We start from the raw sequence: 14,181 nt of genomic DNA on the forward strand, positions 1-14,181 counted from the left end.
ATTAATCGGTTATATGTTAACCATTATAAGTGATAGTAATTTCTAATTTTCGGGAAATGAATAACAACTTTTGTAAACTGATTTTCCACTGAACTGATTGTTAAATCATGACCGAGTTTAGTTGCTAATTGTTTAGCTAGATATAGGCCCATTCCTGTCGATTTGGCATTACTTCTGCCCGCGGTTCCTGTAAAACCCCGGTCAAATACCCGGTTAATGTCCTCCATTTTTATTCCCATTCCATTGTCTAAAATCAGCATTCTTTTTTCTTTGCTATCTTCTTCGAAAAATATTGCAATTTTACCGCCTCCATCCGTGTATTTTAATGAGTTTGTGAGCAATTGATCAATCACAAAACCAAGCCACTTGCTGTCACTTTGAATATATTGGTTTTTATTTTCTATATTGATTTGAATATCTTTGTTGATAAAAAGCTTAGCGTATTTTTTGACACTGTTTTTTATAATCTTGTTTACATTTACTTCTGTAATAAAGTAGTCTTTCGAAAATGAATCGATACGGGAATAGTAGAGTGCCTGTTCTACGTAATCATCAATTTTCCGCAACTCATCTTCAAATTTATCTACCAACCATTCTGTCGGCTGATCTTCACTCTTCTCAATGAGTAACCGACTTACAGCAATCGGCAACTTCACTTCATGAATCCATGACATCACAAATTCCTGCTGCTCCCGTTTCTCGTTCTGCAACTTCTCTAATTCATGCAAGTAATTAATATTATTTTTTTTTATCAGATCAAGATACAGTTTTTGCTCATAATTCTGTGCTTTAGGAAGACCAACCAGAACTCCTTCCAATTCACTTTCAGCTAACCTTTCCATTTCTTGATAGAACTTCCTTTGATTGATAAACCCAATTGCTAGGTAGAGAATCACAAAAAAGAGAGAACTTATATTGATATAGAAAATATTATTCACGATGCTTAAATCGGTAGTGCTAAGAAAGATAACGAGCGAGATGAAAGATATAAGGAGTACATAAAAAGCTAAAAAGAAACGCGTGTCTCTCAGGTAATTTGAAAATTTCATTTGATGGTGTAACCCTCCCCTTTTTTCGTAGCAATGAAATTTTCTTTCCCAAGCTCAATCAGTTTTTTGCGTAAACGAGCGATATTTACAGTCAAGGTGTTATTATCAATGAAGTTTTCGTCTTTCCAAAGCTTACGCATGATTTTCGATCTATGGACAATTGACTCCTTATTTTCCATTAGAAGTTTCAGAATAACGAATTCGGTCTTTGTCAGTTCTGCTTTTCTGTCCCTGTAAATCACTTCCCTGTCCTTCAAGTTCAATACCACTCCATCATATTCCAGCAAATTCGTCTCAAAATTCGTATAGGAATAGGATCTGCGCAATATAGCATTTATTTTGGCCAGCAGCACGTCGGTATCGAACGGCTTTTGGATAAAATCATCTCCCCCCATATTCATCGCCAAGACGGTATCCAGCGGTGTATTCCGGGATGAAAGGAAAATAATTGGGACTTGTGAAATTTCCCGTATTTGACGGCACCAGTGAAAGCCATCAAAGAACGGAAGATTGATATCCAAAAGCAGAAGATGTGGATCTTCATGTATAAAAGCTTCTATTATTCGATCGAACTCCTCGAGTTTTGCCACTTCAAAGGACCATTTTTTTAGTGTATCACTCAATAGATCCCGAATTGTCACATCGTCTTCAATAATCATGATCTTCATTAATTTGCCTCCATAAGAGTTTTCTTATCGTTACTTTACCACACCATATTTGTGGCCAAAGTGACAAAATTGTAAGAGTACCTGCCACCCTGTAAGGTTAAATGCAGAATTCATCGTTTAGAATGAGAATAGAAATTGAATGGAGGACCAAACGAAATGAAAACGATAGTAGAAGCAAAACAGCTGAAAAAAGTTTACGGCACCGCTGGAAATGTATTTACGGCATTAGACGGAATCGACCTGACGATTCGCGAAGGTGAATTTGTGGGAATTATGGGACCTTCGGGAGCAGGCAAATCAACCTTACTTAATGTGCTGGCCACAATTGACGAAGTGAGTACTGGGGAAGTGACAATTGACGGAGTAAATCTTATTAAAGTGAATGAAGAGGATTTATCGGCTTTTCGGCGGAATAAACTCGGTTTTATCTTTCAGGATTATAATTTGCTTGATACTTTGACGGTGAAAGAAAATATCCTACTTCCATTAGCACTAGCCAAAGTGAACGCAGCAGAATTAGAGCAAAGAGTCAATGAAGTTGCAGATAAATTTGGAATAAGTTCTCTTTTAGAAAAATACCCGTATCAAATATCAGGTGGTCAAAAGCAGCGTACAGCTGCTTCACGTTCGATTATAGCAAAACCAAGTCTTATATTGGCCGATGAGCCAACAGGGGCATTGGATTCCAAATCGGCAACTGATTTGTTAGAGATTTTAAAAGGTTTAAGTGAAGAAGATAAAGCAACCATCCTTCTAGTTACACATGATGCATTTGCAGCAAGCTACTGTCAGCGAGTGATCTTTATCAAAGACGGAAAACTCTTTACAGAGCTTGTGAAAGGAAATCATTCACGCAAAGAATTTTTCCAAAAGGTATTGGATGTACTGTCTGCAATTGGGGGTGGGGTTAATGACACTATTTAGTTTAGCCAAGAAAAATGTGACCGGGAACTTTATAAGCTATTTGCTGTATATCCTTTCCATGATCTTCTGTGTTGTTATTTACTACACATTCGTTTCCATCCAATACAGTCCAGAAGTACAAATGGGTATCGAATCATCGAACAGTCTCCTTAATATTTTCATCGGAGCTTCGGTAATTTTAATTTTATTTGTAGCAATATTTATATTTTATTCCAATTCGTTCTTTACTAAGAAAAGGAAAAAAGAAGTTGGGTTATTCTCACTTCTTGGAATGAGAAAAAAAAACATCGGTAAAATGCTCTTTTATGAAAACATGCTCATGAGTGTTGTAGCAGTCATGATCGGCATCGTCCTCGGAACTTTTTTGTCTAAATTGTTCACCATGCTACTATTAAGAATGCTGGATTCAGCAGTTGAAGTAGGATTCGGTATATCTCCGGAAGCGATAATCAATACGTCCATTGTCTTTTCGATCATTACCTTGTGTACGTCGTTTAATGCGTACCGCCTGATTTACCGCTTTAAATTGATTGAGTTGTTCCAAGCAGAAAAAGAAGGAGAACAAGCACCGAAAGCTTCTTTGGCGCCAGCTTTATTGGCTATCCTCTTAATTGGATTCAGTTATTGGCTTGGATTTAAGTCCCCCTCATCCAAATGGGAAATGATGATGATCCTTGGGTCGTATTTAGCTAGCATCGTGCTCGGCACCTATTTATTATTCCGTTTTTTAACAATTTATATTTTAAGATTCGCCCAAAAAAGAAAATCCAGTTATTACAGAGGAATAAATATAATAGGCATCTCTCAATTACTTTATCGCATTAAAGGAAATGCCAGGTCATTAACCATCATTGCTTTATTGAGTGCCATTACAATAAGCGCTATATCTGTCGGTTACAGTTTTTATTATACAAATGAAGTACAAGCAAAAAAGGAAGTACCGTTTAGCTATTCGTATTTTTCCCCAGACAAAGAAATTGGTAATCAGATAGACAAAATCATTGTATCTGATTCACTTCATCCTGTTATCGGGCAAATAGAAATTCCTGTCCTTAATGTAGAGGGAGAAGTAACTAATCCCCTGCTGCAGGATTATCTAAAAGAAGGTCCTGTGAAGCTAGTATCTGAAACTACTTATAATAAAGCGTTGGAAATACTAAATCAGGACGGAATTGTTCACCTTTCAGGCAACGAAGCTGTGGGTATTCAACCGCTTTTAACAGAGTATTCTTCTGCCGATTATGAGGGACACACCGTTACGTTGAAGACGCCTGAGAGCGAAGAAAAAATAAGGTTCAGCACAATGGCTGAAGACAGAATCATGCCATGGAGTTACCCAGATTTCGGCATAGTGATTAGTGACAAATTGTTTTCGGACTTGACAAAACAGTTGACACCCGTATCAATTGCTTCCTATAAAGTAGAAGATGAGAAAACAACCAAAGAAACTTCGGATGAATTGCAGAAGTTTGCGGAAGGGAAAAATCAACTCTCCACCTATTATGAAACATATCGGGGAGGATTGGAATCAGCTAGTTTAAATCTATTTGTATTAGGCTTTTTAAGCCTTGTATTCCTAGCGGCAACCGGGAGTATTATTTATTTCAAACAGCTGACAGAAGCTCACGAAGACAAAGGACGTTATGAAATCCTACACAAAATCGGCGTTAGCAAGAAAGAAGTGAGTGCCACTATTCGGATGCAAACTTTATTTGTATTTGGTTTACCCCTAATAATCGGAATGGTTCATGGGGCAGTAATTTTGAAGATGTGCTCGAATATTTATTCCGCTTTAATTGGAACGAATCTCACTGTACCAATTGCTATATCACTGTCTGGCTATATAGTTATTTACCTCTTTTATTATTTACTAACAATCAATTCCGTTAAAAAAATCGTCATACAGTAAAGACATAATAGTATTTCAAGGGAGTTTAAAAGTATAAAATGATCGCAACTCATTAAGACACAGGAGATGCTGTTGAACTTTATGAATGAAATATACAAAACAAACAAAGTCGTGCGAAATTCGGAATTGATAAGACGAGTAGTAGTTCCTTATGGTGATATTAACAGAGAGGATGATGGATATGTTTTTCTGTAATAAAAAGATGTTTATATTAGATATTCCATGGAACTCCAATTAAATAAACTTCTATTCATATTTTCCTTCCCTGAGTATAGGTTAGAACAGTACTATTTTCAACAAAAGACGCGTTTGTATAAGGAATAGAAATGCTGTTTAATAAAAGCACAAGAAAGTATAAATTTTAGACGTTTGAACAATGTCTAGGATTCGCGTCAGCTGCTCGAGGTGGCGGTCTACAGTCTCTATGTGTGCAGCACACTAGGAGATTTTCTCCAGGGCTTGTCGCAGCTAAACTGGCGCGAATGCACTTTTCTTAATAAAATTTCAACCCATATTGCAACCCACCTTTCATCCATAGTAAAAAGCACCACCTCTAAAGAGATGATGCTTTTATGGAAGAACCTCTTGTTTTTTAAGGGTTCTTGGGAGTTTGGCACCCAATGATCCCGACTGGGTTCGAACCAGCGACCTCCACCCTGTCAAGGTGGCGCTCTCCCAACTGAGCTACAAGATCGTTTTCCTATTTCTTCATTATTATATAAGTTAAATCGGAAGGATACAATTTTTATTTGGAATTGATCCAAAGAGACACGAAAACTATAATTTTTTCTAAAAACAACACTTTTTAAGATAGTTGGATGTCTAATAGATAGTATCCATTATTCTAGGAGGAAACCATGAAAAAATTATTAGTAATCTTCATACCATTTATATTATTAGTTGGATGTAACGACGGTTACAAAAGAGCCAACTATAGATCTAGAAAAACCAGAAAGTGATCCTACTACAGTGAATAAGTCGGAAGATATAGAGAATACATTAGAGGAAGACACAGATACAGCGGAAGAGGTTGAACTTTCAATGGAAAACACCTACGACTCTAGTCTTATATGCAAACACAGCTTACGTCCATTGGAATGAACCTTTAATACTTTATACTAGAATGTAATGAGGAATTGTTTAGAAAGGGAAGGGCATATGGTCGATTATATAATGGAAGTAGAAAGGGAACTTGATTTTTGGAAGCGCAAAATGACCAAACGATCTAGTCGTATCAGTCGTGTATCGAAGGCTGCTCAGACAAAGATAAACGGTCTTATTCCAGAAAAGTTTCATCAAGTAATGACTGATAGCATCAAAAATATGGTGAAAGCAACACTCGTAGGATCAAATATTACAACGAAAAAAAGATCAACATTGGACATTGGTCTTTTTGAAAAAGATGAACTACTTAGAGAGAAGCTTTCCACTTATCGAAAAACAGCAGTTGTGGAAGGGGCTGGTACTGGAGCAGGAGGTATACTTCTTGGTCTCGCTGACTTTCCATTGCTTTTATCCATTAAAATGAAGTTTTTGTTTGAGGCTGCTTCTATTTACGGATATGACACAAAGGATTATGAAGAACGCCTCTTTATCTTGCATATTTTCCTGTTGGCTTTTTCAAGTGAGGAAAAGCGAAAAGAGACTTTATTTATCATTGAAAACTGGGAACAACAAAAGCATGTGATTGCCGATATGGATTGGCGTGATTTCCAACAGGAGTATCGGGACTATATAGATTTAGTGAAGATGTTTCAATTAGTTCCTGGTATTGGAGCAGTGGTTGGGGCATTTGCCAATTATAATTTACTTGACCAACTGGGAGAGACTGCAATGAATTCCTATAGGTTACGCATATTACAATCGAATGAAAGCAAGTAACACAAGAAGACTACCTTCCTAATGAAAATTGGAGGTAGTCTTTTTGTTTTTTAAACTGTTGGTAGTAATACATGATGTGCTTGTTTTATATGCTCAGTAAGCAACTCAACTTTATGGAAGACTTCTACACTGTTTTTTTGTTGTTGCTCTAGTGCCGCCTTCACATTGGTCTCCAATTGAACATGAGATTGTGCAAATAAGTCTAAAATAGCTTGATTAGGCAATCCAGAAATTTCTTTTATGGAACTGTTTATTTCTTCGATTTGGTTGACCCATGCAGATAATAATCGTTCAATTTGTTCATTATTGATTGACTTGATCGTATTTTGTAATACAGCTTTCCACTCTTCTTCAAATTTATTTTTATCTTCTTCTATTTTACTGAATGTCTCTCGAGTAGAATTTAGGATGTCTCTTTGAATATGAAGATGCTGTAATGATTTTTCTGCAATTTCCGTTTGAAAAGATTGAAATACTTTATAGCTGTTCAACCATCCATCCAGTATTAAATCTAATCCGTTCGATTTTTGATTCTTCGATTCAACATTACTCATTCCATTTTCCTCCTTTTAATTGTAACCGAATTACGTTATATGAGATGCACCAAAGCGCATTGGTACCATTATTTACTTTTCTGTATCTGTTTTTTTCGTGTGCTGTTGAAAGGGAAAAAAAGGTTGGTATAAATTAAAAAATTGATTGATCATATTTTGGTAGTTTGCAAGTGAACTTGCCCAAACCTCTAAGTATTGTTCACCTGCATCTGTAATCGAATAAATCCGTTTTGCTGGACCCTCTGATTCTGTATCCCACTCAGATGTTACCTTCCCATCCTTTTCCAGTTGTCGTAAAATCCGATAAAGATTTCCCTGATCCACCGCGTTGAAACCGAATTGCGTAATCTTTTGCATTAGCTCATAACCGTGGGAATTAAAATCTCGAAGATGTAAAAGCATGATTGGTACAAGGAAGTTTTTCGGAGTACCTAAATTAGTGTTTTTTTCATTATTATTGGACTCCTTGTTTGTTTCCAGCTGTTTTCACCACCAATCGAAAGAATGTTCATACATGTAATGTACACATAGGAGTAAAAAAATGTTCCAAAGCTAGGGCAATAAGGCGTATCCCATACATGTAATTTACACATAGGGAATAAAAAATATGACTTTAAAAAAAAAAAAAAAGATTAATTTTTTCATGCATATGTTTGGGCATATGTTCATAGAGTAATAAAGTCGTTCAGAGAACTTATTTTATGACTAAATTAATTGTAGGGAGATGAGATTTTTGACAAAAACATTGCCATTTGATCCATTCATCATGTGGAAAAACTTTTATGAACAAACGGAAGCGAACTGGTCAGGTGCAATTCAAGAAATGTTAAAAAAAGAATCTTTCTCCGAAGGGATGGGAGAGACATTAAACCAATACCTTCAAGCTCAAAAGCTGATGAATGAGAAAACGGAAACCTTTTTAAAAAGTGTCAATTTGCCAACCCGTAGTGAAATTGCAGATGTTGCATCACTTGTCATTAACGTAGAAAGCAAACTGGACGCACTTGATGAAATGGATGAGGAGATTAATCAATTAAAAATAGCGGTTTCTAGCTTAGACAAAAAAATCGATAAGCTTCTTATTGCTCTTGAAGTTACTGAAAAATAATGGAATAAAAAATATAAAGAGGATTGGAATGATAGTCTATGACAATGAGTCAGGCTGAATTAACTATATTAAACCCGATTAATAAACCGCTAGCAGGTAAGGTGGCGGTAGTAACAGGTGGCTCTCGTGGTATTGGGGCTGCAATCGCAAAAGAACTAGCAAAAAATGGTGCATATGTTGTCATTAATTATCAATTAAGAATGGACCGTGCAGAGGCGGTTGTGAAGGAAATTGAAGAGCAAGGCGGAGTTTCCTGTGCGATCCAGTCTGACGTATCAAAGCCGAACGACGTAAAGAATCTTATAGAAGAATTGATTAATCGTTATGGTAAAATCGATATTCTTATTAATAACGCTGGAATTACAAGAGACCGAACGTTCCGTAAACTGTCCAATGAGGAATGGAGCGAGGTAATTGATGTTAACTTAAACAGTGTATTTTATACAACTTCCGAAGTGATCAACCACATGTTGGAGCAGAATTATGGTCGTATTATTAATATAAGCTCAATTATCGGACAGGCGGGAGGATTCGGACAAACAAACTATGCAGCTTCTAAAGCTGGCATTATAGGTTTAACAAAATCCCTTGCTTTAGAAACAGCTAAAAACGGAATAACTGTCAATTCTGTGTGCCCAGGTTTCATAGAGACTGAAATGGTGGAAGAGATGCCTGAAAGTGTTAGAGAGAATATCGTTTCCAAAATACCTATGAAGCGTTTAGGACAAACGGATGAAATTGCCGAGGCTGTATTATTCCTTATTCACGCAAATTATATTACAGGTCAATCGATTAACGTAAATGGCGGCTTATATATGTAACCTGTAATTTCATATATAACGGGGGATCTCCAAAAGGAGTTCCCCTAAAAATAATAGGGGGTAAACCATCGTGTATTCCAACATAAATCAATTAGATAGCTGGTTAAATTCATTACCAGACGATGTGAAAAATAGTTATCGAAGATATAAAAGAGTAGTGGATGTTATTACAAAAGAACCAGATCCACAAGTTGGTCAAACTCCCAAAGAGGTCATCTGGACTAAGAACAAAGCTAAATTGTATCGCTATCAACCGCAGAGTAAGAAAACGAACCGTGTACCAATTCTGATGATCTATGCATTGATCAATAAGCCATATATTTTAGATTTGTCTCCTGGTAACAGCTTAATTGAATATCTAACTAATCAAGGCCACGACGTTTATTTACTTGACTGGGGAACACCTGGTTATGAGGATAGGCATATGAAGCTAGATCATTATATTTTAGATTATATTCCGAAAGCCGTTAAAAAAGTTCTCAAAACGTCTAATGCTAGTGAAATCAGTTTGTTAGGTTATTGTATGGGCGGAACGATGACTACAATATTTGCGGCACTACACCCAGAATTACCTATTCGAAACATAGTATTATTGACGAGTCCTACTGATTTTTCTGATGCAGGATTATATACAAATTGGTTGGATGAACGTTATTTTAATGTGGATAAGTTAGTAGACACACTTGGTTTAATTCCTCCTGATATGATTGATTTCGGAAACAAATTATTGAACCCGATTGGCAATTATTACGGACCATATATTAGTCTTGTCGATCGTGGGGAAAATGAAAAGTTCGTTACAAATTGGAAGCTAATGCAAAAGTGGCTTGCGGATGGAATCCCTTTTGCTGGTGAAGCTTATAGACAATGGATTGGTGAATTATATCAACAAAATAAGTTAATAAACGACGATCTTTATATAAGAGGGCAGAATGTAGAATTAGGAAATATTACAGCAAACCTTTTAAATATTGCTGGGAAGAAGGATGTCATTGTTAATCCAAGACAAGCCGAACCGCTCAATGATAAAGTCTCAAGTAAAAATAAGACATATCACTTAGTGAATACTGGCCATGTTTCGGTAGTGACGGGAAGTAAAGCGATTAATGAAATTCATCCTATGATTGGTAACTGGTTAGCCGAAAACGCAAACTAATTAAAGTGTCAATGCCAAATCATCAAATTCATTTTTGACATGGCAACTGGCACTTTTTTGAATAGGAGCAATGGCGAGTGTAATTCATTTTGTTTTTGTAAAGGATAAGAGAGTACACAATTGAATTGCTTTTTAGAAGATGCGTAGTAAAGGAATAATCGAGCGCTCAGCTATCTCGTTTACAGTATCGACGAAGAACTAATGAACAGACTTGTTGGATATGCAGATACACTGTTATTTGTTCATGATGGAGAAAATTTCTATCATGCAGAATACATTAACAATGAGTAAAGCGGTAATCGAAAGGGTAGGATGATTATCGATGTCTTAAATAATGTAAGGAGCTGAAAGAAATAGAAGAGAGAATAGATAATATTGAAGTTGGGGAAATTCTTACAGTGATGGATGAAAATAATCGAGAGCAAGAGATCGAGGTGCTGGATCTAATGACTGTCGATAATACAGAATACGCTGCTGTCCGAATTGCGGAAGATAACCAAGAGGATTCCGAAGAAGACTTAAAAGTATACCTTTTGAGAATTGAAGAGGATGAATTGTGTGTTATCGATAATGACGAGGAATTTGAAAAAGTATCTACTGCCTTTATTGAAGCAAGAGAAGATTTAGAATAAACGGTACTAATGGGTTTGAACTGTGTTCGTCATAAACAGAATGACAGTTTTTAAAAAGGTATTTCAATGGGGATCAATTGAGATTTTTATATTGGTCCCCGACCTAATGAGGACAAGCTAAAGAAGAACATTTAAATCCTGCTATCTTTCGCATCTCTTATGGTCAAGACGGCACGGAAGAGCTAATAGAAGATTAAAAACAGGCGCTAGTATAAAATTTATTCATGAGAAAACTAAATAGATTTTCTTTTTGCTAATAATTCGTTTTTAACGGATAATTAGTTGTAAGTCGAAAGATTAATTTGAAAAAAATAGTTGAAGGAGGTTTTTAGAATGGAAGAAAATCAAGGGAAAATTGAAGTAGGTAATATCTTTACGGTGCTAGATGAAAATGATCAGGAGCAAGATATGGAAGTGCTTGGTCTGTTGACTGTCGAGAAAGTTGATTACGCTGCAGTCGGCTTTGTAGAAGATATTCAAGCAGAAACGGAAGATGACATTGATGTTTTCTTTTTCCGTATAGAAGACGAGGGAGAATTGTCTTTTATTGAGGTTGACGAGGAATTTGAAAAAGTATCTGCTGCATTTGCTGAAGCTAGCAATAAATAAAAAATCAAAACCAAGAGGAAGAGCAAAATTAGCTCTTCTTTTTTTAATTCAATTTTTTTTTGAAAGAGGCAACCCGTTTCCGAGAAGAACATCCAATCTTTCGAGAAGTAGAAAAAGATTACTGGGCTGCCTGCCACTATAACCTTAGAGGAGAATTTTTTCTCCTCTGTTTTTTAATTTTATGTATCTAAATAGAGATTATTAATGTACCATCATACTTATAATTCCAAGAAATGATGGGGGTGTCCAAAGATGAGTGGAATAGCAAAGCTTCCCCAACCTCCTTATTATGCAGCGATATTTACATCGCAGCGTACAAATGTTGAAAAGGGCTATGGAAGAATGGCAGAAAAAATGGAAGAATTGGCATCACAGCAGAAAGACTTTTTAGGAATAGAGAGTGCTCGTGATCATGAATTGGGAATAACCATTTCCTACTGGGACTCTTTAGAAGCAATAAAAAGCTGGAAAGACAATTCTGCGCATAAAGTGGCGCAAGAAAAAGGTAAATCTGAATGGTATAAAAACTTCTCAGTAAGGATTTCTAAAGTAGAAAAAGCATACACTTTTGAAGTTAACGAGGATAATAATTTAGATTGAAATCAATAATTATAGAAGGGCATTATTTCAATAGAAGTAATGCTTTTTATTATGAATAAATAATTTAAAAGATTATTTTGGGGACCAAAAGGATTTTCTGTTGCAACTATAGAAATTAGTATAAGACCAAGGCGGTATTCAGCGCTTTAATATGGAAGGGTCGGATGGAATTCATTATTCTAACAACCTTGCCTCTGCAAAAATCTACGAAAAAGATGGAGGGATTAAAATGTCAGAGAATAAATCAACAAACGAGTTAACGACGTTCACGGAAGGAAAAGTTCTTGTCATGGAGAGGATTTTTAACGCACCGCGTTCTCTTGTGTTTGAAGCATTTTCAGATTCAGAACGATTGGAGAGCTGGTGGGGACCAAAGGGATGGAAGACAATAAATCGCCAATTTGAGTTTAAGCCAGAAGGAGTATGGCATTATTGCATGACATGCGAAGATGAAAATCAAGGAGACTTTTATGGACAAGAATCTTGGGGGATGGCTATCTATCATGAGATAGTTGCTCCTGAAAAAATTGTTTACACAGACATGTTTGCAGATGATAAAGGAAATGCGATTGCTGGCATGCCTGAACTACTAGTTACAATGATTTTTACTGAAGATGGAGATAAGACAAAACTCATTACTCGGTCTGAATTCGCTACCTTAGAAAATCTTCAGCAAGTACTAGACATGGGGGTAGTCCAAGGAACCTCTTCGCAATACGAACGACTTGATGACCTTCTAAAAAATATTTAATAAAGAGATCTTTTATGAAGGTTTTAATAAAATAAAAAGAAGGGTCATACTAGAGGTTAAGTATGACCCTTTCTTGATGCTTAAACTAAATTTTTATCTTTCAGAGATATTGATTATTTTGAACTTTGGTTTTCAGAAACAATCTGATTTAGTATAGCCAAACCAACTATTTCAGCCACATCTTGTAACTTACTTTTGCTTATTTTATCTATTGTATCCTGTGGTGTATGATACCACTCCTCTGTTGGATGATGGATGAAGAGTGCTGCAGGAATACCAGCTTCAGCAAATGACACATGATCACTTCGTTCTCCTTGGTTAAATGGAGTTGGTTCTCCATTTAACTTTTCACTAGCCTCCTGGGAAAGGTCTGTAACAAGATTAGGTTTACCGTCTATCGTTTGAAGAATTAAATTACCTGCATTTTTACTTCCTACCATATCTAGGTTAAAATTTGCAACGATTCGATTTTTTTCATCTTCCGACAAACTTTCTACGTAGTGAGAAGAACCTAGTAAACCTAACTCTTCAGCACCAAACGTGACAAAACGGATCTCTGTATCGGATGAAATATTTTTTAATACACGAGCGAGTTCCAATGTCATCGCAGTACCAGATGCATCATCATTTGCACCAGGAGCTCCTGCAACGGAATCGTGATGTGCACCGATCACAATGATATTATTCGTCGAGTTGTTTAATTTTACTGGTTTTTTTATAGCGATGACATTATGAGAAGTATTTTGATTGAAACTTGCGCCTTTTATGTTAAGTTGCCCGATAGACCCAGGATTTTTTTTTAGATGACTTATTAAGTCGTCCCCTTCTTCTTTTGTTAAAAAAACAGCTGGAACGCTTGTCTTAGTTGCGTCCCCTAAACTTGCATTAATCGTATCTGACTCTTGGTTGTAAATGATGACACCTATTGCACCTTTGGCAGTGGCGTTTGATATTTTGTCAGCAAAGGTAATTTCTCCACGTTGGATGAGTGCAATTTTTCCTTTTAAGTTTAGTTTATTTAAATCTTCCATTTTTCCAAGTCCAGCTGCAACAATTTCACCTGATATATCACCATTAACTGAATATTCAAACGCAATAGGCTGTAAACGTTGGGAGTAACCCTTTACAGATAACGCTAGAGTCTGTGGTGGTGTATAGCTATTAAAATGGAAAGATTGAACTTCAGATTCGTAACCATATGATTCAAACTGTTTTTTTATATATGCAACCGCCTCATTCTCTTGAGCAGTACCAGCAACACGAGGAGTTTTTGATAAAACCCTTATATTGTTGTAAATATTATCAGCATCGATTCCCCATAAAACTTGTGTCTCAAGTGCATTCATTTTTTCGAATTCGGTGGAAGCAAAGTGTGGACTAAACGCTACTATTGGGACGACTGTAGCAATACCAAGTATAATTGTCAGTATGATTTTATTGTTAGATATTCGCATTTTATACCTCCTATATCGTTATTGATTTAGGATGAGCAAAAATGAGATATTTACTTGTTTCATTT

The 14,181-nt window shown here is 36.1% G+C and carries 16 protein-coding genes and 1 tRNA gene; 11 read left to right on the forward strand and 6 right to left on the reverse strand.

All coding sequences use genetic code 11. The features are described from left to right. Positions 1-23 precede the first annotated feature (23 nt). Both AM499_RS19845 and AM499_RS19850 read right to left on the reverse strand, forming a co-directional pair. Positions 24-1,049, reverse strand: a complete 1,026-nt coding sequence (locus tag AM499_RS19845; protein ID WP_053591815.1) for a sensor histidine kinase — start codon at positions 1,047-1,049, stop codon at positions 24-26. Further along, positions 1,046-1,717 carry a response regulator transcription factor gene (locus tag AM499_RS19850; RefSeq protein WP_053591816.1) on the reverse strand — a complete coding sequence of 224 codons (672 nt, stop codon included), beginning with the start codon at positions 1,715-1,717 and terminating at the stop codon, positions 1,046-1,048. The genes AM499_RS19845 and AM499_RS19850 overlap by 4 nt, the downstream gene beginning before the upstream one ends. 156 nt (positions 1,718-1,873) lie before the next feature. Between AM499_RS19850 and AM499_RS19855 the strand changes: the two genes are divergently transcribed. The 3 genes from AM499_RS19855 to AM499_RS22285 all read left to right on the forward strand — a co-directional run bounded on the left by AM499_RS19855 (position 1,874) and on the right by AM499_RS22285 (position 4,745). Further along, positions 1,874-2,641 carry an ABC transporter ATP-binding protein gene (locus tag AM499_RS19855; RefSeq protein WP_053591817.1) on the forward strand — a complete coding sequence of 256 codons (768 nt, stop codon included), beginning with the start codon at positions 1,874-1,876 and terminating at the stop codon, positions 2,639-2,641. Further along, a complete protein-coding gene (locus AM499_RS19860) occupies positions 2,628-4,550 on the forward strand; it encodes an ABC transporter permease (protein ID WP_053591818.1) in 1,923 nt (640 codons plus the stop codon). The genes AM499_RS19855 and AM499_RS19860 overlap by 14 nt, the downstream gene beginning before the upstream one ends. 72 nt (positions 4,551-4,622) lie before the next feature. After that, the gene (locus tag AM499_RS22285; protein WP_269432381.1) at positions 4,623-4,745 is read left to right on the forward strand and encodes a hypothetical protein; all 123 of its coding nucleotides are present in this window, start codon (positions 4,623-4,625) and stop codon (positions 4,743-4,745) included. Between the two features lie 426 nt (positions 4,746-5,171). On the opposite strand, the gene AM499_RS19865 is transcribed toward AM499_RS22285, so the two are convergent. Beyond that, positions 5,172-5,244: transfer RNA gene (locus tag AM499_RS19865), tRNA-Val, on the reverse strand. 464 nt (positions 5,245-5,708) lie between these two features. Here AM499_RS19865 and AM499_RS19870 point away from each other — a divergent pair. Continuing rightward, the gene (locus AM499_RS19870; RefSeq protein ID WP_053591819.1) at positions 5,709-6,431 is read left to right on the forward strand and encodes an EcsC family protein; all 723 of its coding nucleotides are present in this window, start codon (positions 5,709-5,711) and stop codon (positions 6,429-6,431) included. A gap of 50 nt (positions 6,432-6,481) precedes the next feature. Here AM499_RS19870 and AM499_RS19875 read toward each other — a convergent pair whose 3' ends face one another. Together AM499_RS19875 and phaQ are read right to left on the reverse strand one after the other, a co-directional pair. After that, positions 6,482-6,985 carry a hypothetical protein gene (locus AM499_RS19875; RefSeq protein ID WP_053591820.1) on the reverse strand — a complete coding sequence of 168 codons (504 nt, stop codon included), beginning with the start codon at positions 6,983-6,985 and terminating at the stop codon, positions 6,482-6,484. A gap of 72 nt (positions 6,986-7,057) precedes the next feature. Beyond that, entirely contained in the window at positions 7,058-7,465 is a 408-nt protein-coding gene (gene phaQ, locus AM499_RS19880) for a poly-beta-hydroxybutyrate-responsive repressor (RefSeq protein ID WP_053591821.1), read from the reverse strand. Between the two features lie 253 nt (positions 7,466-7,718). Between phaQ and AM499_RS19885 the strand changes: the two genes are divergently transcribed. The 7 genes from AM499_RS19885 to AM499_RS19915 all read left to right on the forward strand — a co-directional run bounded on the left by AM499_RS19885 (position 7,719) and on the right by AM499_RS19915 (position 12,662). After that, positions 7,719-8,093: a DUF4349 domain-containing protein gene (locus AM499_RS19885; RefSeq protein WP_053591822.1), complete on the forward strand. Its 375-nt coding sequence runs from the start codon at positions 7,719-7,721 to the stop codon at positions 8,091-8,093. 44 nt (positions 8,094-8,137) lie between these two features. Further along, complete coding sequence (gene fabG, locus AM499_RS19890) at positions 8,138-8,914, forward strand: 3-oxoacyl-[acyl-carrier-protein] reductase (RefSeq protein WP_053592306.1); 777 nt, start codon at positions 8,138-8,140, stop codon at positions 8,912-8,914. Positions 8,915-8,996: 82 nt separating this feature from the next. Further along, the gene (gene phaC / locus AM499_RS19895) at positions 8,997-10,070 is read left to right on the forward strand and encodes a class III poly(R)-hydroxyalkanoic acid synthase subunit PhaC (protein WP_442853798.1); all 1,074 of its coding nucleotides are present in this window, start codon (positions 8,997-8,999) and stop codon (positions 10,068-10,070) included. Between the two features lie 365 nt (positions 10,071-10,435). Continuing rightward, on the forward strand, positions 10,436-10,702 hold the full coding sequence (locus tag AM499_RS19900; protein WP_053591824.1) for a DUF1292 domain-containing protein: 267 nt from the start codon (positions 10,436-10,438) through the stop codon (positions 10,700-10,702). Between the two features lie 333 nt (positions 10,703-11,035). Further along, positions 11,036-11,311, forward strand: a complete 276-nt coding sequence (locus AM499_RS19905) for a DUF1292 domain-containing protein (protein ID WP_053591825.1) — start codon at positions 11,036-11,038, stop codon at positions 11,309-11,311. Between the two features lie 252 nt (positions 11,312-11,563). Continuing rightward, positions 11,564-11,911 (forward strand): antibiotic biosynthesis monooxygenase family protein, encoded by a 348-nt coding sequence (locus AM499_RS19910; RefSeq protein WP_053591826.1) that lies wholly within the window; start codon positions 11,564-11,566, stop codon positions 11,909-11,911. Between the two features lie 229 nt (positions 11,912-12,140). Then, complete coding sequence (locus AM499_RS19915; RefSeq protein ID WP_053592307.1) at positions 12,141-12,662, forward strand: SRPBCC family protein; 522 nt, start codon at positions 12,141-12,143, stop codon at positions 12,660-12,662. A 113-nt stretch (positions 12,663-12,775) separates the two neighbouring features. On the opposite strand, the gene AM499_RS19920 is transcribed toward AM499_RS19915, so the two are convergent. After that, a complete protein-coding gene (locus AM499_RS19920; RefSeq protein ID WP_053591827.1) occupies positions 12,776-14,116 on the reverse strand; it encodes a M28 family peptidase in 1,341 nt (446 codons plus the stop codon). Between the last annotated feature and the right edge of the window lie 65 nt (positions 14,117-14,181).

Origin of the sequence: Bacillus sp. FJAT-22090, assembly GCF_001278755.1 — a bacterium.
Taxonomy (GTDB): domain Bacteria; phylum Bacillota; class Bacilli; order Bacillales_A; family Planococcaceae; genus Psychrobacillus.